Genomic DNA, 22,443 nt, shown 5'->3' on the forward strand with positions numbered 1-22,443 from the left:
TATATTAAGCAAAAATTAATTTTGTATTTTTTTATAAATTTACAAACGATTTTTAGCTAAAATCGAGCAAAATTTAAAACTAACGAGGATAAAAATGCAAAATTTAGACATAAGAAAGGCATATCTTGATTTTTTTAAATCAAAAGGTCACGAAGTAGTAGCTTCTGCACCACTCGTGCCAAACGATGCAACACTACTTTTCACAAATGCTGGCATGGTGCCGTTTAAGAGCATTTTCACAGGCGAAGTGCCACGCCCAACACCACCTATCCGCACTAGCTGTCAGACCTGCATAAGAGCTGGTGGTAAGCACAACGATCTTGATAACGTCGGCTATACAGCGCGCCACCACACATTTTTTGAGATGCTGGGAAACTTTAGCTTTGGCGAATACTTCAAAAAAGAGGCGATCGCTTACGCTTGGGAATTTGTCACAGAGGTGCTAAAACTACCAAAAGATAAGCTTTATGTAACCGTTCATGAAAGCGACGATGAGGCGTTTGAAATTTGGAGCACTCACATCGCAAAAGAGAGAATTTATCGCTTTGGCGACCACGATAACTTCTGGCAGATGGGCGATACTGGACCATGCGGCCCTTGCAGTGAAATTTTTTACGATCAAGGGGCTGAGCACTTTAATACGCCTGAAGACTACATGGGCGGCGATGGCGATAGATTTTTAGAGATTTGGAATCTTGTTTTCATGCAGTATGAAAGAAGCGCCGATGGCAAGCTAAGCCCACTACCAAAACCAAGCATCGATACAGGCATGGGACTTGAGCGCGTTACTGCTATCTTACAAGGTAAATTTAGCAACTACGACAGCACACTTTTTATGCCACTAATTAGCGAAGTAGCAAAGCTTTGTGGCAAGCCATACGTCTATGAAAGTGGCGCTAGCTACCGCGTCATAAGCGATCACATCCGCTCGGTTACGTTTTTGCTAGCTCAGGGCACGACATTTGATAAAGAAGGCCGTGGCTACGTGCTTCGCCGCATCTTACGCCGTGCGATCCGTCATGGATACTTGCTAGGCATAAAAGAGCCATTTATGTATAAGCTTGTCGATAAAGTTTGCGAGCTTATGGGCGAGCACTACACCTATCTAAATGAGAAAAAAGCGGCTGTAAAAGAGCAGATCAAGCTTGAAGAAGAGAGATTTTTGGCGACAATCGCTAGTGGCTTGGAGCTATTTGAGAGCGAGCTTAAAAATACAAAAGAAATTTTTAGTGGAGAGGCTGCGTTTAAGCTTTATGACACATTTGGCTTCCCACTTGACCTAACAGCTGATATGCTTAGAGAAAAGGGTCTAAAGGTCGATGAAGCTAGGTTTGATGAGCTTATGAGCGAGCAAAAAGCACGTGCAAAAGCTGCTTGGAAAGGCAGTGGCGATAAGAGTGCGAAGGGCGATTTTAAAGAGCTACTTGAGAAATTTGGCGAGAATAAATTTATAGGTTACGAAGAGCTTAAAAGTAAAAGTAAAATTTTAGCCCTGCTTGATGAGGAATTTAAAAATGTAGATAGTTTAGATGCTGGCAAAGAGGGTTGGGTGATGTTTGATGTCACTCCATTTTACGCTCAAAGTGGCGGTCAGTGCGGCGATAGCGGTAAGATAATTGGCAAAGCTGATGTGCTTGATACGCAAAAATTTCATGGACTAAATTTATCTTTAGTAAAAACTAATGCAGCGCTAAAAGTTAGCGATGAAGTAGAGCTTGAAGTTGGTAGTGATAGAGCCCAGATCGCGCGTCACCACAGCGCCACACACTTGCTTCATGCAGCCCTTAGAAACGTGCTTGGCACGCATATCGCTCAAGCTGGCTCAAGTGTAGAAGCAGATAGGCTAAGGTTTGACTTCTCTCATCCAAAAGCACTTACTATCGAAGAAATTTCAAAGGTTGAAAATTTGGTAAATGAGTGGATACTAAGTGGTGCTAACTCAAAAACAGAACTTATGAAACTTGAAGATGCTAAAAATAGTGGAGCTATCGCACTATTTAATGAAAAATACGCTGATGATGTGAGAGTCGTTAGCTTTGGCGATGTCAGCAAAGAGCTTTGTGGCGGTACACACGTTAAAAATATAGATGAGATCGGATCGTTTTTCATCACAAAAGAGAGTGGCGTAAGCGCTGGCGTTAGGCGTATAGAGGCTGTTTGCTCAAGGGCTGCGCTAAATTTAGCAAGGTCATTTAGAGCTGAGCTTGATGAGTTAAAAGATGAGCTAAAGAGCACCGAGCCAATAAATGCTGTTAAAAAGCTAAAAGGCGAGCTAAAAACGCTAAAAGATAAGCTAAAAAATGCTAAAAATTCTCACGCCCTAGCCTTTTTAAACGTAAATGAGACCAAGCTTTGCGTAGCTAGTATCGATGATGGCGATATAAAAACTTTGATAGATGAGTTTAAAAACGAGCACGACAGTGCTGCGATCTTGCTAGTGCAAGTCAATGAAGAAGGTAAAATTTCTCTTGCAGCTGGAGTCAAAAATGCTCCTTTAAAAGCTGGTGCTTGGGTAAAATTTGCAGCGCAAATCCTAGGTGGCAATGGCGGTGGCAAAGATGACTTTGCAACAGCCGGTGGCAAAGATGCATCGATGATAGAAGATGCGATAAAAGACTCACTTGAGTACGCAAGGCAAGCCTTAGAAAAATGAGTCATTACAATATAGCTTTTATAAAATTTGACCAAGTAGTACTATTTTTGCATGTATGCTTTGTAGCTCTTTTTGTGGGGCTACAAGCCGGTCTTGTGCTTGTTGGAAGCTACTTTATAAAAAATAAATTTGAAGACAAAGAACGCTACCACATCTTACTTCACATTATAAGACGCTTTGGCATTGCGATTTTCATACTAATCCTTTGCGTGATAGCGACAAGTGTGGTTATAATTTTTGGATTTTATGATGCAAATTTGACAAATCCTATGGCAAGTGCAATGGTAGCAACAAAATGTGCAATAGAACTATTTTTGTTATTAAATTTAAGTTATATATTTTATAGATACAAAAAGGCCTTAAAAGCACTAAGATCGCATGAAATGATCGAGCTAAATGAGAGTTTGATCGTTATAATTTATTACTTCACACCGCTAAATTTATTAGCTTCCCTAGCAGCTATTTATCTTGGCATAAGCTATAAGGTATTTTTATGATAACACTCGCTTCAAGCTCGCCAACAAGGGCAAATTTATTAAAAGATGCTGGCATAAATTTCACTCAAATTTCTTTCCAGTTTGACGAGAGCAAGATAGAAAAAAACGTAAAGCCTGAAATTTATGTCCAAAACGTCGTAAAAGCTAAAAAAGAACAATTTTTAAAAGAAAATATAGGTCTTAAAAATTTGCTCTTTGCAGATAGCTGTGTAGCGTGTGGAGATAAAATTTTAGGTAAAGCAAAGGATGAGAATGAGGCGCTTGCTATGCTAAATTTACAAAGTGGCAACGAATGCAGCGTCTATACAGCGATGATATTTTTAGGCGAATTTGAGCTTATAAACGTAAGTAAGACTACGTATAAATTTAAAAAATTTGACGAGCATGACCTTAATGAATACATAAAAAATAATGAGTGGCAAGGCAAGGCTGGAGCCATGACGATAGAAAATTTTAATAAAAAATACATCATCTCCCAACACGGCGAAACCAGCACAGCCATGGGACTAAATTTAAAAATATTAAAGGCATTTTTATGAAATATATCTTGGCATTTATCTTTATAGTTGCCATTTCGCTTGGTGGAGCATTTTTATATTTTTATTCGCAAGTTAGATTTGATGCTTACGCTATTATTGATTATAAACCAAAGCTTACAACGCAAATTTTTGATAGAAATAACGAACTCATCGCAAATATCTTTGAAGAAAATAGAATTTACGTAAAATATAACGACATCCCACCACGTGTCATCGAAGCACTCGTGGCTATCGAGGATACGAGCTACTTTGAGCATGGTGGCATAAACGTAGAAGCCATGGCAAGGGCTGCCATAAAAGATATTAAAGCTAGAAAGCTAGTTGAGGGTGCTTCAACACTAACACAACAGCTCATTAAAAATTTGGCTCTAAGCCGTGAGAAGAAATTTACAAGAAAGATAAAAGAAATCGTGCTTGCCATGAAGCTTGAAAGCGAGCTTAGCAAAGAAGATATCATCGAAAGATACCTAAATCACGTCTATTTTGGACATGGCTACTACGGCATAAAAACAGCAGCTGAAGGATATTTTAGAAAAGAGCTAAATGAGCTAAGCATAAAAGAGGTTGCCATGCTAGTTGGCTTGCCAAAGGCTCCGAGTACCTATGATCCCACAAAGCACCTTGACTTGTCGCTTAGCCGTGCAAATAGAGTGCTTGAGAGAATGTATAGTATCGGCTGGATAAATGAGGATGAGTACCGCAAGGGCGTGCTTGAAGAGCCAGCGGTCTTTGACGATACACTCACAAGAAACAAAGCCCCTTACGTAGTCGATGAGATAATAAAAGAGGCCTCTAAAAAATTTGACGATATAAAAACTGGCGGCTATAAGATACAAAGCACAGTTGATCTAAACGTTCAAAAGATCGCTCAAGAAGCTCTAGTCTATGGCTACAATGAAATTTTAAAGCGCGATAAAAAAGCAAATGCAGAAATCCTAAATGGAGCTATAGTGGTTACTCATCCACAAAGCGGTCAAATTTTGGCACTAATTGGCGGTATTGACTACGCAAAAAGCAGTTATAACCGTGCCACTCAAAGCAAGCGCCAGCCAGGATCTAGCTTTAAGCCATTTATCTATCAAATAGCACTTGATAGTGGCTACTCAGTCGTCTCTCAAGTGGCTGATATCGCCAGGACATTTGACATGGGAAATGGCAAAGAGTGGACGCCAAAGAATTATAGTGGCGGTTTTCAAGGCTATATCACTATAAAATCAGCCATAACCCAGTCGCGTAACCTCGCAACCATAAATTTGCTAAACGATCTTGGCCTTAGCTCGGTTCGTAAACAGCTTACGGATATGGGCTTTAACGATATCCCAGAAAATTTATCTATCGCACTTGGAAGTTTTGGGATTTCGCCACTTGATTTCGCAAAATTTTACTCGATGTTCCCAAATGAGGGCGAGATGGTTGAGCCGACACTTATTAAGCATATAGAAAATAGTTTTGGTGCGTCGATGGACTATGAGCCACAAAGAAAGCAAGTGCTAAAACCAGAACAAGCATTTTTAATGACGACACTTCTTCAAAATGTCGTAAATAACGGCACTGGACGCAACGCTAAAATAAACGGTATCCAAATAGCAGGCAAAACCGGCACAACAAATAATAACATCGATGCTTGGTTTTGTGGCTACTCGCCCGATATCGAAGCGATAATCTGGTACGGAAATGACGACAACAGCCCTATGAAAAAGATTGAAGGCGGCGGCAGGACAGCAGCACCTGTGTTTAAGAAATTTATGGAAGGCTACATTAAGCTTTATCCTACTTTAAGACGTGCATTTGAGCAGCCAGATGGTGTTTATAAAGGCTATTATGGTGGCAGTGACGAATACTACACAAACGATTCACCACTACCTCAAAATATACCAGCAAATGACATCATACAAGATCAAGAAAACGATGGATTATTATTTTAGGAAGATAAGATGAGGATTAAAATTTTACTTTGTTTAGTAGTCGCAAGCATTGCATATGGCGCTAATCTAAATACGGCCAGCAAAAACGAGTTAATGGGGCTTGGGCTAAGTAAAGGCCAGGCGTTAAACATTATAAAATATAGAAAAGCCCATAAATTTAAAAGCATCGATGAGCTTGAAAGAGTCCAAGGTATTGGCTTTAATGATATGCAAAAAGTTAAAGAAAAACTTAGCATAAAAGAGAATGCAAAAGCCAAAAAAACTGAAGCAAAAAACTCCAAAGGCAAGAAAAAATAATCTTATTTTTTATTTAAATTTTCTAGCCATTTACATTTGAGTCATATTATTATGGCTTTTTATAAAATAATCCACTCTTTTTCTTATATTTGCCATCGTCTTTATCTTAGTTTTTGCTAGCATTTAATGAGCTTAAATTAAGAGCAAAAATTATCTCATTTTCTATAGTTGCGATAGCTACCATATTTTTATTAACATCTAAAATTTTTATACCATTTTTTAGAGAGCATTCGAATTTAAGGACCGCATTGCTCCCATACTATCCTATCTACTCAGCTATAAAGCTAGTAAAATCGCTCATACAAAAAACCACTACCTTTTACCTATGTAGCAGATGATGCGGCGCTAGCTGATGACAAAAAGAAAATTTTAGTTTTGATAGTTGGCGAGACGCAAAGAAGTAAAAACTACTCACTAAATTGCTACGCTAAAAACGATACAAACAAATTCACCAAGCAAAAAGATGTGGTAAGTTTTACAAATTTCTACTCATGCGGGACTGCGACAGAGACTAGTGTGCCTTGTCTATTTTCAGACTTAAAGCGAGAAAATTTTAGCAACCGCGAGGCTAAGGCTCGTGAAAATTTAGTTGATATTATCAATAAACTTGGCATAAAAACATACTTTTTTGGCAACAATAGCGGCGGTTGCAAGGGCGTTTGTGATAATCTTGATCAAAACCATACTTCAGATCATCGAGCAGAAGGCTTTGACGAAGTGATATTTAATGAAGCAAAAAAAGGTCATCGAAGATGCAAATTCCACTACCCTTATCGTGCTACACCTGCAAGGCTCACACGGCCCTATCTACTACAAAGACTACCCAAGCAAATTTAAAGAATTTGCCCCAACGTGCGATACTGCCGAGCTAAACAAATGTACACCAGAAGAGATAGCAAACACCTACGACAACACCATTTCATGAGGACTATCTACAAAGCGAGCTAATAAACGCCCTTGAAGCAAGAAAAGATGAATTTGAAGTCACCATGTTCTTTTTCTCAGATCACGGAGAGAGCCTAGGCGAAAACGGTATATATTTGCATGGTCTACCTTACTCTATCGCTCCAGATGAACAAAAACACATCCCAGCCATCGTCCTTTCAAGCGATAGCGAGCTTTTAAAAAGGCTAAAAGCTAGAAAAAACGAAACTCTTTCGCATGATTTTATCTTTAGCTCAGTTCTTGGATATTTTGGGGTAAAAACTAAGGCTTATGAGCCAGAATTTGATATTTTTAGGGAGTAAATTTAAAAGCCAGCCTAGGCAAAGCCCGAAGCTGGCGCAAATTTAAAAGCTAATCTCTTTTATATCAGCTACTTTTAGTATCTCGCTATAAATTTGACCGATGATCGCGACGCGGTTGTTTCGCACCTTCTCGTTTTCAACGTTTATCATAACTTTGTCAAAAAACTCATCTATCTGCGGTTTTAGTGCAAATAGTGCTTTTAGCCTTGGCTCGTATGCTAGGCTCTTATCAACCGCCTTAAACGCATCATTTAAAGCCTTTTCAGCATCTATCTCAAAGAGGCTTTCATCGACCTTGCTAAATTTATCATCTTTTATGATGTTTGCAAGGCGCTTAAATGTTGAGAAATTCTCTCTAAAATTTGGCTCGCTAGAAATTTTAGCAAGTGCCTCTATCATCTTTGTTAGCTCCAAGATATCCTTTTCGCCGCTTTTTATGCATGCTTTTACGATAGAAGCGTTTGCGTCAAAGAAGGTATAGAGCCTATCAAGGATGAAGTTTATAAGCACTTCAACGTCAAATTTCTTATAATCTTTTGCGATATCTTCTAAAATTTCTTTTACATTAAATTTCAAATTATGTGCCAAAACGATCTTTATCACGCCATTAGCCGCACGTCTTAGAGCGTATGGGTCTTTGGTCCCGCTTGGGATTTTACCGATACTAAAGAGCCCCATTAACGTATCAAGCTTATTTGAAAGCGCCACAACCGAGCTAAATACCTTGCTTGGGCAATCCGCCTCCTCGCCATCTGGCAAATACTGCTCTTTTATGGCTAGAACGACGTTTTCATCCTCGTTTTTTGCCTTTGCGTAGTAAGCGCCCATGATGCCTTGAAGCTCGGTAAACTCATAAACCATCTGAGTTGTAAGATCGGCCTTGCTTAGCATCACAGCTCGCTCCAGCTTAGCCGCGTACTCGCCAACCTCTTTTTTAAGTAGCTCGTCATAGTTGCTAGCAAGCTTTTTAGCCACTTGTAGCTCTCTAAGCTCTTTTTCGTAGATGCTTCCAAGCTCTTTTAGATAAGTTATATTTTTTAGTTTTTCTGGGCTAAATTCGTGCGATAGGTCGCTTTGCCAAAAGAACATCGCGTCACTTAGCCTTGCTCTTAGCACCTTTTCGTTGCCCTTGATGATAAGCGAATAGTCCTGCGTTATGGCGTTACTAACGACTACAAAGCCATTTGCGAGCTTATTATCTTTAAAGACTGGAAAGTAGCGCTGATTTTCTTTCATAGAAGTGATGATGACCTCGCTTGGCACCTCCAAAAACTCCTCTTCAAACGAGCCAAGAAGTGCTGTCGGATACTCGGTGATCGCCACGACTTCAGCCAACAAGTCTTTATCGATCTCGATCTTTAACCCACTTTTTTGGCTGATCTTTTCAAACTCATCAAGGATTATTTTTTCTCTCTCATCCGCCTCAAGCACGACACCACGGCTCTTTGAGCCTTCAAAATACTCTTTTATGTTTAAAATTTTTATCTTGTCATAGCTGATACTTCTGTGTGGATAGGTTGAATCACCGCTCTCAACGCCAAATTTATTAAATTTTATGGCCTCATCGCCAAGCAAACACAAAAACGATCTTATCGGGCGGATAAACTCGAACTCTCCGTTGCCCCAGCGCATAGACTTGCCAAAGTTAAGACTCTTTAAAAACTCCTCAACCATGTCGCCCATTATCTTGGCAACCGGCTCGCCTTTTACCTCTTTTTCGTAGTAAAGTACCTCTTTGCCGTCTATCTCTTTAAATTTAAGCTCGCTCTCGCTTATGCCGCATTTGTTTGCAAAGCTAAGCGCAGCCTTTGTGAAAGCTCCGTCTTTTAGTGCCACTTGCTTTGGCGCACCGATAAAGCTAGCCACGCTATCAGGCTGAGATTGTGGAAATTTCTCATGGAAAAAGACCAAACGACGCGGCGTATAATAAAATTTAAAAGGGCTTACAAGATTATATTTTTCAAGTACAGCCTGCCATTTAGCATTGATATTTGGTAGCTCCCTTAAAAAGGGTATCGCTGGAAGCTCCTCAACTCCAATTTCTAACAATAACTCTTTCATATTTCACTCTTTTTATTAAAATTTTCTCTTTTTTCTCTTACCATTTTTCTTACTCTCTCCTTCTCCTGCGACTGTAAAATAACGCCTCTTATCATAAAAATAAGAAATAAAACAAACGCCGTAATCATAAAAATATCTAAAATTTGCACTCTCTACTCCACAACGATTTGGTTTTCTCTCTTGTAAATTTTAACTCTCGCGCTTTCAAAACTATACTCGCCATCTTTTAGCTTTTTCTTACTATAAACCCTGATCTTACCGTATGGTGTATGCAGGTAGCCTCTCTCTAGCCTGCCTGAAATTTTAGCAAATACATCGCCACTTCTAACTTCGCTTAATTGCGATGCATCTAGTAAATTTTCGCTAATATCTTTCGTGCCATGCTCATTTATGATCTCATAAGAGCTAACTTCAAGCGCATCTTTATAAATTTTCATTCGTCTTACTAAAACATCTAGCTCTTCGCCTACAATAACGCTATTTTTAGGATCATAAACATAAATTCCACGGTGATTTTTCGAGATAATAAAGCCATACTTATCTTTTAAGACAACAACCGCTTTTTCAATCACGACTGGCACTGCCTCTGGATGATCAAAAAGCGTATCTACATCGGCTGTCTTATAGCTTTGTTCGCTTGTTTTTTTATTGGCTTTGCTTTTTTCATCTTTTTTAAAAATTTTACTTACAAAGCCTTTTTTTACTGGGCTTGGATCAGTTGAAATTTTAAACTTTAATGCAAAGTGATCTGAGTAAAGGTCACTCTTTGCAAAGCCTTTTTCATCGACCGCAAAGCTTGGTTTAAAGACTTCAAAACTACCACCAACATAGCTTAGATCGCCATTTTCCATAAAACTAGGCGAAAGTAAAACATGATCGATCGCTCTTTTTTTGCCATGTACTGCGTGAGAATATCTATCTTTTGGCTCAAGCTCTTTATAAAGATCATAAAAATTTCTCGTTGCAATGATGTCATTTAGGATGGATTTTTGTCCAAAGGGCGAGTTAAAATCACCCAAAATAATCGCATTTTTCTCTTTGCCTAGAGCCGTTCTTAACGTTTTTTCGGCCTTTTTTTGCATATTTATGCCATTTTTATAAGTTGGAAAGTGGTTTACAAATATGCTAAATTTCTTGCCTTCCGTCTCAAAAATAACCTTTAAAATATTTCTCGTCTTTACATTTGGAACTTTAAAAATTTCACTGCCACTTGGCTGCAACTTTGAAATAAGCCCAAGCCCAACAGGAGAGTTTTTCTCCTTTGTAAAGCTTATAAATTTATACTCGCTATCACTTACTAGAGCTTTTAAAACTTGCTCATTTTCGATCTCTTGAAGTGCGATAATGTCAGTATTTAGTGCATTTATGACTTGTCTTGTCCTTTGTAGTTTTGAATCAGCCGCCTCGCAGTCCCACTTTGATACGCCTACTTTAAAATCAAGATACTCGCTACCATCATCTTTGCAATCAAATAAATTTTGCACATTATAAGTTGCGATGCTAATTTCACTCGCAAATGCCACCAAAATGGTAAAAAACAAAGCAAAAACTACTCTCAAATCTCACTCCTAAAGTCAAATTCAGTGATATTTTGTCTGATCGCCTCATACGCGATGATACCAGCACTCATAGCTAGATTTAGACTTCTGCCCTCTTTTCCCATAGGTATGGTTATGGCGTTTTTAAAGTTTATATCCATAAATTCTCTTGGCAGCCCGGTACTCTCTCCACCAAAAAATATAAAATCTCCTGGCTTAAACCTAGCCTCGTAGTAAAGCCTATTTGTCTTTGTAGTAGCGAAGAAAAATCTATCCTTGTGGTTTAAGTTTGCTTCTAAAAATTCTTCCAAACTATCCCAAATTTTTGGATTTAAAATTTTCCAGTAGTCAAGCCCTGCTCGTCTAACAGCCTTTTCACTCAGATCAAATACGGTAGGCTTAACGATATGCAGCTTTAAATTTGCATTAACACACATTCTACCGATAGCTCCAGTATTTTGCGGTATCTGAGGATGGACTAGGACTATGTTAAACATAAGCTTTCTTTGCCTTAAAAAGTGTTATAAACTAGCCTATTTTAGCCAAAATGGGCTTTTAAGAGTTTTAAAGACTAATCTTTTCTAGGCTTACGCTCGCTTAGATATTTTGAAATTTCAAGCTCTTGCCTACGTTTTATCTCTTTTGCAATTTCTTCGTTTTTAAAACCAGCTGATAAAATTTCTGCCACATCAACTTTCGCATCAAATTTTGCCTCATAAATTCCAAGCTTCACAGCACGCTCTATCCGCTCTTTATTATAAGCTCCAAGCCATGATTTTATAGGCATATTTAGGGCAATTTGCATTAGCTCTTTATCGCTTGGCATGTCCTTAAAATAAGGCTGCTTTAAGATAGAAAAGTAGCTTTTTGGCAGACGCATTTTCTCTAAAATTTCTTTTGCGTCAAGCTCAAATTTGCCAAACAAAAGATACAAAAATAATCTCTCATCATCCACAAATTCTCTAGCACTCTTAAGATCGCTTAAAAACCCATCATCTTTATAAATTTGCATACTAAAAATTTCTTTAAAAAGTCCAAGCTCAAAAAGATAGTAAGCTCCTTTTTCTAGATACTTTGCGCGAAAAAATTTAATGAGCTCAGTATTTATCCTATCTTTGCTTAAAAACTCTAAACTAAGGCTTTTCATAAGAGCTATCGTCTCGTCAGCTATGCTAAAATCAAGTCTAGAGCCAAACTGCACTCCTCTAAGCACCCTTAGTGGATCTTCTTTAAATTTTTCACTATCAATGTGCCTTAATGTCTTGTTTGCTAGATCTTGCTTACCGCCGTAAAAGTCTAAAATTTCTCCATTAAAGATATTCATCATCATGGCATTTATCGCAAAATCTCGCCTAAGGCTCGCCATTTTGGGATCATTAATATAGCTTACCGCAAAGTCTTTGTGCGAATTTCCAGTTTTGCTCTCGCTTCTTGGAAGCCCAATATCGTAGTTTTTGTATTTATAAATGAAGTAGCTTTTACCAACACCGCTAGCGCCTATGCTAGCCATTAGCTCATTAAATTTAGCGGGCTTTATGTCATAAACTTCGATGTCATAATCATAAATTTCTCGTCCCAAGAACGCATCTCTCACGCAGCCACCAACTAGATAGACACGTGAAGTAAATGGAGCAAATAGCGACCTAAAAAAGTCTAGCTCGCTATTTTTATAAATTTCATTTTTGATTTTTATCTCATTTTTTGAGCCGTCTAATGGCTTATTTTGAGAGATTTTGGAGTCTATTTTCGATATTTGCAAGGGTAAATTCTAAAAATTTTGTCGTTAGCTCAAGCCTTGAAGCGAGATCTTGCTCACCAGTTTGTTTAAGCCCTTCAAAAAGCACTTCTATGCGTTCAGCAAGGTTTGCTAAGAAAATTTTCTCTTCGCTCACCTCTCTACTTTTTATTGGACTTACTGGTTCCTCTTTTACCTCAAACGCTTGCTCATTTTGTAAATTTGCCTCAACTTTTAGCTCGTTATTTAGTGCATTTTCATTATTCTCTATAGCCAAAAGCTCTTTTTTTAAATTCTCTCGCTCAAGCTCTTCTTGCTTTTTACTTTGCAATGCTTCTATTTTTTCAAGCTCAGCGCTAACCTCGCTGATTGCCATTCTAGCGATATCATCAAGCTTCATAATCTTATCAACCACCTTTTAAATTCATTTATCTCTTCGTCACTTTTCATCCTGATAAAAAACTCTTTCATCTGCTCGTTTTTTATCGCTCGCTCTTTGCGAAGTCCGCTCAGGCGGTTTATCGCGCTAAGGGCATCTTTGTTTGACGGATCTTGCTTTAAGATATTTTTATAAATTTCAAGCGCGTCATCTTTTAGCCCCTGAGCTTCGTAGATCAGTGCTTCAGTGATTGTGTTTTTCATTTTTTGATAAATCCTGCTATAACGTCGCCTATCTCGCTAGTTGAGCAAATTTCAACCGCATTAAAAGCAGCGATATCTTTTGTTCTATAACCTTTTGCAAGTGCCTCTTTCACAGCATTTTCTATCGCATCTGCGGCTTCATTTTCACTAAATGCGTATCTTAGCATCATCGCTGCACTTAAAATTGTTGCGATTGGGTTTGCTATGCCCTGCCCTGCGATGTCTGGAGCTGAGCCGTGAATTGGCTCATAAATTCCCACTTTGCCGCCCATGCTAGCGCTTGGCAAAAGTCCTATCGAACCACAAACCATGCTAGCCTCATCACTTAAAATGTCACCGAATAAATTTTCAGTAAGTATGACGTCAAAATTTGCTGGAGCTCTTACTAGCTGCATCGATGCGTTATCGACATACATAAAGCTAAGCTCTACTTCAGGGTAATTTTTAGCCACTTCGCTAGTCACCTCACGCCAAAGCTGACTTGTCTCAAGCACATTTGCCTTATCGACCATGCAGACCTTTTTCTTGCGAAGCATTGCTGTTTCAAAGGCGATCTTTGCGATGCGCTCAATCTCAAATTTAGTATAAACCATCGTATTAAACGCTCTATCTTCGCCTTTTTCACGTGGCTGTCCAAAATAAAGCCCGCCCGTTAGCTCACGAACCACGATAAAGTCGACGCCCTGAAGGACGGACGGCTTTAGCGTGCTAGCATCCACTAGCTCATCAAAAACAATGGCTGGACGTAAATTTGCATAAGCTTCAAGCTCTTTTCTAATCTTTAAAAGTCCGCTCTCTGGCCTTAGATGTCTTGGCAAGTTATCCCACTTCTCACCGCCGATCGCTCCAAAAAGCACAGCGTCGCTACTAAGCGCAGATTTTAGCGTCTCATCTGGTAATGGCTCACCAAAAACGTCGTAGGCTGCGCCGCCCATAAGCTTGTAGTCGTACTCAAATTTCATACCAAACTCAGCACTTACGACGTCTAGAATTTTTATCGCTTCGTCGATGATCTCAGGGCCGATGCCATCGCCTTTTATAACGCAAATTTTGTAGTTTTTCATCGCCGCTCCTTAGTTTATCTTCGCTTTTGCGTACTCGATAAGGCCGCCAGCGTTTAAAAGCTCTTGCATAAACGGCGGTATAGGGCTAAATTTATACTCTTTGCCGCTGGTTAAATTTACGATCGCGCCGTTATCTACGTCTATTTTTAGTTCGTCGCCCTCGTTTATCTCGTCCGTTTCTTTGATCTCGAGTATTAAAAGCCCCGTATTAAAGCTATTTCTATAAAAAATTCTCGCATAGCTTTTAGCTATCACCGCGCCTATACCGGCGGCTTTAAGCGCGATAGGAGCGTGCTCGCGAGAGCTGCCGCAGCCGAAATTTTCGCCAGCTACGATAATGTCGCCCTTGTCTATCTTGGAGCTAAAATTAGGATCGGCGTCCTCCATTATATGTTTTGCTAAGATATTTTCGTCGGAAGTATTTAAGTATCTGGCGGCGATAATTATATCGGTATCGATATTGTCGCCGAATTTCCAAACTTTATTCATCGTTTCGCCTTTTTTAAATTTTCGAGATTTTAGCCAAAAGTAGCTAAATAATTCATCAAACGGCGAATAAAATTTGCGGCCCAAACGGCTAAAGGGCAAGGCAAAGGGCGTTTAACGCCCCCTTTTATTTTTTTAAATTTAAAGAACACCTGCCTAGGAATTTACACGCCGGGCAAAAACCCGTAACGCCGACGATAATCGGGATTAACCCGATTAACGCCCAGTAGCTCTCGTAAAAATACCAAACTGCCGCCATAAAAACTAGCCCTAGTACGACCCTAATAATTCTACTTTTCGCGCTTACCATATTTTTACCTTTTCTTAAAAATTTTATAAAGCGGGCAGTAGCCGTAATATCCCGTTAAAAGCGGAATTAGCCCGACCATCCACAACCAGCAGTCGCAAATAAATCCGAAAATAAAAAACCAAATCGCCGCTATAATCAAACGTATAGTTTTATCTAAAACGCTCATTTTATCTCCTTTAAGCCAAAGCTTTTAGCATTCCGTTCATAACCATAGGTTTAAATCCGTAAATTTTAACCAGCCAACTCATGTAGCTCTCTCTAGTAGCGCCGAAGCACTCTAGCGTCGGAGCCGTTCCCTCCCAGTCGAACTCTACCATTATAGCCTTGCCGTATTTGGTGATAAAAGGGCAAGCCGTATATCCGGTAAATTTCTCGCTAAGTTCTCGTCCTTTTATCGTATCGGCTAAATTTTTAGCCAAGATCGGATACATTTTCCTAACGCTAGCCCCCGTTTTGCCGGACGCAAATCCGCAAATATCGCCGATACCGAATATATTTTTAAATTTTGTACTTTGCAGGCTGTATTTATCGACGGCTAAAAAATTTAGCTTGTCGCCCTCTTTGGTTAGGCCGGCGCGAGCTAAAATTTCGCTTCCTTTTTGCTTAGGCGGCAAGTGAAGCCAGTCGTATTTTACGTCGATTAGCTCGGACGCGATTTTATCTTCGCCGTTTTGCCTATACGCCGTCCAAAACTCGAAAGTAGCGGTATTTGAGCTTTTATCGACGGCTACGATTTGGTGGCGAAGATTAAATTTTATCTTTCTTTTTATCATTATTTGAGTCATAGCCGCGGCATAAGTCGGATCGCCGAAAAGCTTGCCGCCGCCGACGTAAAGATTAACGCTGCCTTTATCGCGGTTGCCGGCCAACCTCAGCCTATCTTCGCTCATGCATGTTACTTTTTTATTAGCGCCGCTGCATTTCATCGGGGTTTTTTGATCGCAAAATACAGCCGCGCCGCCGTTTTGAGAGAATTTTTTCATCAACTCGTTGCTCTTTACGGCGCCTTGTAGAGTGTAGACCGAGGATATGTTGCCGCTCGTATCGTTAATATCCTCTAAGCTCAGCCCCTTAACGGCTTCAAAATCGTATTCCACGCCGCTTGCTACGATTAGATAATCATACCCTAGCTCGCTCCCGTCGTCTAAAACGAGCAGATTGGCTTCGGGCTTTATCTCCGATACGTTTTTGCGTATCCACTCGGTTCCTTGCGGGATATAATCCGCTTTTTCGTAAACGACGTCGCTAGCTTCGTAAATTCCGACGGCGATTAGCGTAAAGCCCGGCTGATAGTAAAATTTCTCGTCTTTATCCACGAGAATTACCTTGGCGTTAGGCATATCTCTTCTAAGTTTAGCCGCCAACGCGATACCGCTAAGTCCCGCGCCCATTATGACGATTTTAGAATTTATATCGTCGTTCTCGCCGCCCGTTGCCGAGCAACCGCTCATACTCGCGGCTAGTCCCGCGGCCCCCATTAGCTTTAAAGCGTCTCTTCTTTGCAGGCCTTTCATAAATTCTCCTTTTAAACGAGTTTATGAAATGCTACCTAAAAAAGGCCGCTCTCTCCGTAACAAAGTTACCTTAAAACGAGAATTTTAAGAAACAAGCCTTATTTCGCCGCGGCTTTGCGTTATTTGCCCGCTTCTCTCAAGCTCTTTTAGCACCCTAGATACCGCCTCTCTAGCGCTTCCTAGATGATTCGCCAGCTCTTCGTGCGTTATTTTTATAAAATTTTCGTTTAGATTTTCGATGCTTTGGGATAAAAAATTCATAATCCGCGCCGAAAGCGGCGAAAACAAAGCCTGTTCCATAACGTTTATCGTTCTGGCAAACCGATCGGCTACGATTTTTAGAGTAAAATTTAAAATGCTCGGATATTTTTCTTTAAGAGGCTTGTAAATTCGCGCCGGAATAACGATAATCTCGCTATCTTGCTCGATTTCGACGCTTACTTTATTTTCTAGCGAATTTATAGAACACGTATCGCACAGTACGCAACTCTCGTCTTTAGTTAGCCTAAATATCGTTATTTCCTTTGCGCTAGACGACACGAACGCCCTTAAAACGCCTTTTAGTATAAGGATAAATCCGAAGCAATCGTTTCCGGAGTAAAATATATCGCCCTTTTTTACGGTTTTTAGATACGCGTTAGCAAAGATCGCATTTAGATCCTCGCTTGCTAGATCGAAATTATTCGTAAATCTCTCGCGCAAAATTTCTTTTAACTCTTCGCTTAACATTTTGCCCTTTCGTGACTTCGTTACAAAAATTTAACCTTATTATAGGTAATATTGCATAAAAATTTAATACGAAAAGAAAAACAATGCACGACGTTAAGAAAAACGACTCGCAAAGCAAAATAAAATCGTTGCCGATTATGCTTTTTGCCGGTACTATGGGGCTTGGAGGACTTTGCGCGGCTTATAAGAAATTAAGCGAGATATTTGATTTACCGAGCGAGATATTCTCGGCGCTTAGAGCGCTAGACTGCACGGTATTTTGCCTACTTTCGGCGTTTTACCTCTTTAAGTTTTTAAAATTTAAAGAAGAAGTAAAGGCCGAATTTTCGCACCCTATAAAGATAAATTTTTTCGGCGGATTTATCATCTCGCTTTTTCTTTTAGCTCTGGCCTACAAAGACGCGCCGCGACTATACTACTCGCTTTTTTACGCGGCTTTAGGCTTGCAAACGATTTTTACGCTTTACGTAATTTCTTTTTGGATCGACGAAAAATTCGATATTGCGACGCTAAATCCGGCATGGTTTATCCCCGTAGTGGGCAACTTGCTAATCCCGATCATAGCCGAAAAATCTCAAGCGATCTGGTATTATTTTAGTTTGGGGCTATTTTTCTGGATTATTTTATTCGCCGTTATATTTTACAGATTAGTCTTTTGCGATAAGTTAGCCGACAAATTCGTCCCGACGCTAGTCATTACGCTAGCGCCGCCGGCTATGGCGTTTTTGGGATACGTAAAATTAACCGAGCGATTCGACGCTTTTGCGGCGATACTGCTTAATATAAACGTATTTTTTGCCGCGCTTATACTTTTTTCGTATAAAAGATTTATTAAACTCAAATTCGCCCTATCGTGGTGGGCTTTTACCTTCCCGACGGCCGCTAGCTCTATAGCGTTTTTAAAAGCTTACGAAATTACGCAAAGCGATTTTTATTTAGTTTTAGGCGCCGGCGCTTTTACGGCTCTAGTCGCTTCGATTTTGATAGTCGGGTTTTTAACGGTTAAATCTATAATAAACGGCGAAATTTTTTCGGAAAAATAGCCTTAGCTCAAAAATTCACTTTAGTAGTATTCGTAGCTAATTTCTAGCTTTTTATATAGGCCGATTTCCGTTATGTCGCCGTTTTCGTAATATTTGTCCGCGGGCTTAAATTTGACCGAGATTTTACGCGTCAAATTTCCTCGCTCGTCCCTCGTTATATCTTTAAACTGCAATATTTGCCAGATTTTTGCCTCGGAGCCGAAGTAATTTACCGACGTATACTCCATCTCGTCGCCGTTTGCGGCATAGTAATAAATCCATTTTGAGTTTGGGGCTTGCGTGATTTTTTCGTATTCGCCGTTTGGCTTGCGCTCGAAGCTTATCTCTATATCGTGGCGCGGCTCCATATTATTTTCTATCCGCGTTAAAACGCCCTTTTCGTCGTAGACGTAGCTATCGTCCGTCACTATCGTCCCGCCCGAATACGCCGCCCGAGCGATCATTTTGCCGTCCTTGCCGTAGGTAATTTTCTCCGTGCGCGGGTAAAATTTATCCTCCACATGCTGCTCTTTAGCCGTCGCGACTAAATTTTCGCCGTCAAATTCGTATTCGTAGAGATAAACGGCGCTATCTTGATACTTTTTGCGCACTAGCCCGTCTTTGCCGTACTCAAACAAAACCGAGCCGTTCGGTACGCCGTTTATATGCTCGGTTTCTTGCACTATATAGCCGTTTTCGTTAAACTCCGTCCGCTTTACGCGCGTATTTTCTAGCGTGCCGGAGCCGTCTATAGAGTATTCGTACTCCGTAGCTGTCATGCTTTTAACCTCGCCTTTTAGCTCTCTTTTGCTCCAGTCGTTTTGCGGTAAAACGGCCGAGTTTAGATAACAAACCGCCAATGCCGCCGCTAAAATAGCCTTTAAAATTTTCATTTTTATCCTTTTTCAAATCACGCAAATCCTAGATTAGTTTAGGCTAAATTTCGCCTAATTTAGCCTAAAAGGCGGCAATACCGGTAAAATCCTAGCTTTTGCGAGTTTAAATCCGCGCTTGAAGAGGCGAATTTTCATTTCGGCAGTTTATTAACTTAAGCTTCGTTTGCCTTTTTAAAAATTTCTCTCATCTCTTCTTCGCTAAGCGGCTCAACTAGTATATTTGCGGCGTCTATGAAGCAATATTTTTCTTTTGGCAGATTTGCCATAAAAGCGCCATATTCACATTCGCCGAGCACGTGCGCGTCCCTATCGTCTGCGCCGACTACTAGCGTAAGTATCCAGCGCGAGACCTTGCGCTCTCCTAGAACTTCTTGCGCTTGCCACGAAGGGGATGGAGCGTAAGGCAAGATAGTCGGTAAATTTTCGCTAAGCGTATATGCGCCAAAAATTTCGCTACCGTCTTTATCTTCGTATAAATTCTCTCTTGCGCTATAAGCATCAAGATATTGCACCCGCCTCATCATCTCATCGAATTTAGCCGCAGGGCCGGCGCTTGCAAAAATTTCATCTATCATAACCGCATCAAACGCCACGTCGCGCTCCAGGCCAGAGATATAAAGCGTTTGATTTTTCTCTTTTGCCTCCTTTAGAGCTTCGAGTCCCCACATTATGTCGGTTTCATAATCAAATTTTAAAATTTGCTCGCTATCGTAAATTTCCTCGTTGTCGCACTCTATTTTCGAGCCGGTTTTGGCTGAGAGCTTTGAGAGTAGCTCAAGCGCGATCTGCCAATCGCCAACGCCGCTTGGAGTGCAGACTCGAACGATATATTTGCCGTCTTCGTAGCTTAGCTCAAAACCGCGAGCGCTCTTTTGCCATACGCCAGCGATCATCACGTTTTCGTTTAGCGAAAGCTCGCTCGGCTCGTCGTTTTGGCTATTAAAAAAGCAAAATCCATCTATAAACTCTGAAATTTCACGCTCGCTTAGCGCCTTTTCATATCCGCCGAAAAGCTTCTTTTTATTTTTTACCTTAAATGTTACGCTCATAAATTCTCTTTTGCCTACTCTAAAACGTCATCGCTTGATCGCACTGCCTAACCCACTCGGATAAGATATCCATGCTACCTTTCACCTCAGCCTCGAAATAAGGCTCTCCCACATGCAAACCGCACCTCGTTTGGCAGCTACCGCAAACCTTTAGCATAGCGCCACTAGCGTAAAGCTCTTTTAACATCGCTACTAGATCTACGTCGTAGTTTTCCGGCTTTTTGGTGCTATTTCGCGCAAGGTCGACCGCGTCGTTCATTAGAAAAATTCTAACCTCTTCGCCTTTTTCTTTTAGAGCTTTAGCTAGCCTTAATGCGTTGTAAGCATTGTCGGTACCGTTGTATGGTTGATTTGTAAGTATAAATAGAAATTTTTTCATCTTTTTCTCCTTTTGCCAAAAATGTAGCGCAAACCGGGCAAATTTTAGCCAAGCTATATAAAAAGAGGCTAAATTTATCTAAAAAGTAAAAGTACGCCGATCGTGCAAACGATAATGGCGGTGCAAATTTCAAGTAGCCTTAGATGCGTTTGTAAAAATTTCTTTAACATAGCTCCGCCAAGCGCGTAGATATTTAGCGAGCAAAACTCGATAAAAACGAGCGTTGTCGTGATTACGCACATACGAGTTAGGCTAAATGGATCGTCTTTATCCAAAAATGTAGGCAGTAAAGCCGAGAAAAATATCCATGCCTTTGGATTTGTGACGCAAACGATGAGTCCGTTTATAAACATCTGCTTTTTACTTGGTAAATTTGAGACGTTTGTTACGCTAAGCTCGCCCTTGCCAAAAAAGAGCATTGCGCCAAGATAGAGCATATAAAGCCCTGCGATGATGTTTAGCGCCTTAAATGCGTACTCAAAATGATGAAGTACCGCACCCGCGCCAAGCATACAGCAAAATGCCACGAAAGCAAGCGAAAGAAGCTGTCCGGTCATCATAATAAGCGAGTGCTTATAACCAAAGCTCATACCGATACTCATCGCATAGGTCATGTTGATGCCTGGCATTAGCGAGATGGGAGCAAGCGTGGCGAAAAAGAGTAAGAAGTCCATAAAAAGCCTTGAAATTTAGCTAACAAATATAAAAATTTAAGCTATAGATCTGATCCTGCGATCAAATTTATAGCTTAAATTTAAAAGGCGGACTAAGCCGCCTCTTTTTTAGTGAGTTAAGAAATACTCTTGAATTTTGGCTTTGTCGCTTGTTTTTGTAAGCGCAAGCATCAAAAGCACTCTAGCTTTTTGCGCGTTTAGATTATCGCTTGTTAAAAAGCCATATTTTGCGTCGTCTACTTCGCCGTTCATGGTCGTCTCGCCACTTCCTACACGTGAGTCGCGAACTACCACTACGCCAGCTTTTGAAGCCTCACCAAGTGCGTCAAGTACGCTAAAGTAAGGGTTGCCGTTGCCAAGGCCAGCGCTAACTATGCCTTTTGCGCCGTTTTTAACAACTATATTTACAAAGTCAGGGTTGTCATTTGCATGAGAGTAGATGATATCGACTCTTGGAAGCTCTTTTACGCCCTCTAGGTCAAATGCTGATTTTGCTGTGTGTTTTCTGATCGGATTCATATAGTATTTTACGTTGCCATAAAAGACTGTGCCGATTTTGCCGCTATTTGGTGATTTAAATGTATCAACGCCTGTTGTGTTGGTCTTTGTCACCTCTCTACCGGCGTGAATTTCATCATTCATAGTAACCACAACGCCCTTACCTACGCTATCTTTGCTAATAGCAACGTTTACAGCGTTAAATAAATTTAGTGGGCCATCTGCGCTTAGTGAGCCGCTATTTCTCATCGCACCTACAAGGACAACTGGCTTGTCGCTTTTAACGACTAAATTTAGAAAGTAAGCTGTCTCTTCCATAGTGTCTGTGCCGTGAGTAACGACAATACCATCAGCCTTGCCACTGTTTAGAAGTTCGTTGATTCTATTTGCAAGCTTTAGCCAAACTTCATTGTTCATATCTTGTGAGCCGATATTTGAAATTTGCTCGCCTTTTATGGTAGCAATCTTGTTGATATCTGGCACGGCTGCGATTAGTTTATCGACCGTAACAGTTCCAGAAGTATAGCTTGAATCAAGCGATCCTGAGCCGCTTCCTGCTATCGTTCCACCAGTAGCTAGTATGTAGATGGTTGGCTTTGCAACCGCTAAAGTAGCACCTAAAATCATGAGTAACACCGCCTTAAAGATTAAACGCATTTTAGCTCCTTTGCATTAAAATTTGCAAAGT

At 40.3% G+C, this 22,443-nt stretch carries 27 protein-coding genes; 10 read left to right on the top strand and 17 right to left on the bottom strand.

Annotated elements, in window-relative coordinates; genetic code table 11:
* Positions 1-94 precede the first annotated feature (94 nt).
* The 9 genes from alaS to CYP64_RS10155 all read left to right on the top strand — a co-directional run bounded on the left by alaS (position 95) and on the right by CYP64_RS10155 (position 7,158).
* Positions 95-2,653 (top strand): alanine--tRNA ligase, encoded by a 2,559-nt coding sequence (alaS, locus tag CYP64_RS00145; protein WP_103648227.1) that lies wholly within the window; start codon positions 95-97, stop codon positions 2,651-2,653.
* Positions 2,650-3,150 (top strand): 3-isopropylmalate dehydratase, encoded by a 501-nt coding sequence (locus tag CYP64_RS00150; RefSeq protein ID WP_103648228.1) that lies wholly within the window; start codon positions 2,650-2,652, stop codon positions 3,148-3,150. The genes alaS and CYP64_RS00150 overlap by 4 nt, the downstream gene beginning before the upstream one ends.
* Entirely contained in the window at positions 3,147-3,689 is a 543-nt protein-coding gene (maf, locus tag CYP64_RS00155; RefSeq protein WP_087578946.1) for a septum formation inhibitor Maf, read from the top strand. Before CYP64_RS00150 ends, maf begins: the two co-directional genes overlap by 4 nt.
* The gene (locus CYP64_RS00160) at positions 3,686-5,614 is read left to right on the top strand and encodes a transglycosylase domain-containing protein (RefSeq protein ID WP_087578947.1); all 1,929 of its coding nucleotides are present in this window, start codon (positions 3,686-3,688) and stop codon (positions 5,612-5,614) included. The genes maf and CYP64_RS00160 overlap by 4 nt, the downstream gene beginning before the upstream one ends.
* Positions 5,615-5,623: 9 nt before the next feature.
* Positions 5,624-5,911 (top strand): ComEA family DNA-binding protein, encoded by a 288-nt coding sequence (locus tag CYP64_RS00165; RefSeq protein ID WP_103648229.1) that lies wholly within the window; start codon positions 5,624-5,626, stop codon positions 5,909-5,911.
* Between the two features lie 113 nt (positions 5,912-6,024).
* The gene (locus CYP64_RS10145; protein WP_258032873.1) at positions 6,025-6,249 is read left to right on the top strand and encodes a DUF1705 domain-containing protein; all 225 of its coding nucleotides are present in this window, start codon (positions 6,025-6,027) and stop codon (positions 6,247-6,249) included.
* Positions 6,250-6,286: 37 nt separating this feature from the next.
* Positions 6,287-6,748, top strand: a complete 462-nt coding sequence (locus CYP64_RS10150) for a sulfatase-like hydrolase/transferase (protein ID WP_258032874.1) — start codon at positions 6,287-6,289, stop codon at positions 6,746-6,748.
* A complete protein-coding gene (locus CYP64_RS10410; RefSeq protein ID WP_345968927.1) occupies positions 6,687-6,836 on the top strand; it encodes a sulfatase-like hydrolase/transferase in 150 nt (49 codons plus the stop codon). Before CYP64_RS10150 ends, CYP64_RS10410 begins: the two co-directional genes overlap by 62 nt.
* A 22-nt stretch (positions 6,837-6,858) precedes the next feature.
* Positions 6,859-7,158 (top strand): sulfatase-like hydrolase/transferase, encoded by a 300-nt coding sequence (locus CYP64_RS10155; RefSeq protein WP_440130140.1) that lies wholly within the window; start codon positions 6,859-6,861, stop codon positions 7,156-7,158.
* Between the two features lie 42 nt (positions 7,159-7,200).
* On the opposite strand, the gene glyS is transcribed toward CYP64_RS10155, so the two are convergent.
* From glyS to CYP64_RS00230, 12 genes are all read right to left on the bottom strand, one after another.
* Complete coding sequence (gene glyS, locus CYP64_RS00175; RefSeq protein WP_103648230.1) at positions 7,201-9,219, bottom strand: glycine--tRNA ligase subunit beta; 2,019 nt, start codon at positions 9,217-9,219, stop codon at positions 7,201-7,203.
* 152 nt (positions 9,220-9,371) lie between these two features.
* Positions 9,372-10,778, bottom strand: a complete 1,407-nt coding sequence (locus CYP64_RS00180) for an endonuclease/exonuclease/phosphatase family protein (RefSeq protein WP_103648231.1) — start codon at positions 10,776-10,778, stop codon at positions 9,372-9,374.
* Positions 10,775-11,254, bottom strand: a complete 480-nt coding sequence (locus tag CYP64_RS00185; protein WP_084042057.1) for a tRNA (cytidine(34)-2'-O)-methyltransferase — start codon at positions 11,252-11,254, stop codon at positions 10,775-10,777. Before CYP64_RS00185 ends, CYP64_RS00180 begins: the two co-directional genes overlap by 4 nt.
* Positions 11,255-11,328: 74 nt before the next feature.
* Positions 11,329-12,516: a CCA tRNA nucleotidyltransferase gene (locus CYP64_RS00190; protein ID WP_103648232.1), complete on the bottom strand. Its 1,188-nt coding sequence runs from the start codon at positions 12,514-12,516 to the stop codon at positions 11,329-11,331.
* Positions 12,476-12,892 carry a CiaD-like domain-containing protein gene (locus CYP64_RS00195; RefSeq protein ID WP_103648233.1) on the bottom strand — a complete coding sequence of 139 codons (417 nt, stop codon included), beginning with the start codon at positions 12,890-12,892 and terminating at the stop codon, positions 12,476-12,478. Before CYP64_RS00195 ends, CYP64_RS00190 begins: the two co-directional genes overlap by 41 nt.
* Positions 12,889-13,134 carry a hypothetical protein gene (locus tag CYP64_RS00200; RefSeq protein WP_021089560.1) on the bottom strand — a complete coding sequence of 82 codons (246 nt, stop codon included), beginning with the start codon at positions 13,132-13,134 and terminating at the stop codon, positions 12,889-12,891. Before CYP64_RS00200 ends, CYP64_RS00195 begins: the two co-directional genes overlap by 4 nt.
* A complete protein-coding gene (gene leuB, locus CYP64_RS00205; RefSeq protein WP_103648234.1) occupies positions 13,131-14,198 on the bottom strand; it encodes a 3-isopropylmalate dehydrogenase in 1,068 nt (355 codons plus the stop codon). Before leuB ends, CYP64_RS00200 begins: the two co-directional genes overlap by 4 nt.
* Before the next feature lie 9 nt (positions 14,199-14,207).
* Positions 14,208-14,687, bottom strand: a complete 480-nt coding sequence (locus CYP64_RS00210) for a 3-isopropylmalate dehydratase small subunit (protein ID WP_103648307.1) — start codon at positions 14,685-14,687, stop codon at positions 14,208-14,210.
* A gap of 124 nt (positions 14,688-14,811) precedes the next feature.
* Entirely contained in the window at positions 14,812-14,994 is a 183-nt protein-coding gene (locus tag CYP64_RS00215; protein WP_103648235.1) for a YgaP family membrane protein, read from the bottom strand.
* A 4-nt stretch (positions 14,995-14,998) separates the two neighbouring features.
* Entirely contained in the window at positions 14,999-15,160 is a 162-nt protein-coding gene (locus CYP64_RS00220) for a YgaP family membrane protein (RefSeq protein ID WP_103648236.1), read from the bottom strand.
* Positions 15,161-15,170: 10 nt separating this feature from the next.
* The gene (locus CYP64_RS00225; RefSeq protein ID WP_103648237.1) at positions 15,171-16,508 is read right to left on the bottom strand and encodes an NAD(P)/FAD-dependent oxidoreductase; all 1,338 of its coding nucleotides are present in this window, start codon (positions 16,506-16,508) and stop codon (positions 15,171-15,173) included.
* An 84-nt stretch (positions 16,509-16,592) separates the two neighbouring features.
* Positions 16,593-17,237, bottom strand: coding sequence for a Crp/Fnr family transcriptional regulator (locus CYP64_RS00230; RefSeq protein ID WP_103560655.1), 645 nt, complete (start codon positions 17,235-17,237; stop codon positions 16,593-16,595).
* Positions 17,238-17,320: 83 nt separating this feature from the next.
* Here CYP64_RS00230 and CYP64_RS00235 point away from each other — a divergent pair, with 83 nt between their 5' ends.
* On the top strand, positions 17,321-18,280 hold the full coding sequence (locus CYP64_RS00235) for an SLAC1 anion channel family protein (RefSeq protein WP_103648238.1): 960 nt from the start codon (positions 17,321-17,323) through the stop codon (positions 18,278-18,280).
* A 20-nt stretch (positions 18,281-18,300) separates the two neighbouring features.
* On the opposite strand, the gene CYP64_RS00240 is transcribed toward CYP64_RS00235, so the two are convergent.
* From CYP64_RS00240 to CYP64_RS00260, 5 genes are all read right to left on the bottom strand, one after another.
* Positions 18,301-19,152, bottom strand: coding sequence for a hypothetical protein (locus tag CYP64_RS00240; RefSeq protein WP_103648239.1), 852 nt, complete (start codon positions 19,150-19,152; stop codon positions 18,301-18,303).
* Between the two features lie 155 nt (positions 19,153-19,307).
* The gene (locus CYP64_RS00245; RefSeq protein ID WP_103648240.1) at positions 19,308-20,204 is read right to left on the bottom strand and encodes a DUF4299 family protein; all 897 of its coding nucleotides are present in this window, start codon (positions 20,202-20,204) and stop codon (positions 19,308-19,310) included.
* A 19-nt stretch (positions 20,205-20,223) separates the two neighbouring features.
* A complete protein-coding gene (locus CYP64_RS00250; RefSeq protein ID WP_103648241.1) occupies positions 20,224-20,583 on the bottom strand; it encodes a DsrE/DsrF/TusD sulfur relay family protein in 360 nt (119 codons plus the stop codon).
* A gap of 74 nt (positions 20,584-20,657) precedes the next feature.
* Positions 20,658-21,257 carry a LysE family translocator gene (locus CYP64_RS00255; protein WP_103648242.1) on the bottom strand — a complete coding sequence of 200 codons (600 nt, stop codon included), beginning with the start codon at positions 21,255-21,257 and terminating at the stop codon, positions 20,658-20,660.
* A gap of 108 nt (positions 21,258-21,365) precedes the next feature.
* Positions 21,366-22,412 carry a type II asparaginase gene (locus CYP64_RS00260; protein WP_103648243.1) on the bottom strand — a complete coding sequence of 349 codons (1,047 nt, stop codon included), beginning with the start codon at positions 22,410-22,412 and terminating at the stop codon, positions 21,366-21,368.
* Positions 22,413-22,443: the final 31 nt, after the last annotated feature.

Source organism: Campylobacter concisus, assembly GCF_002913945.1.
Classification (GTDB): Bacteria; Campylobacterota; Campylobacteria; order Campylobacterales; family Campylobacteraceae; genus Campylobacter_A; species Campylobacter_A concisus_P.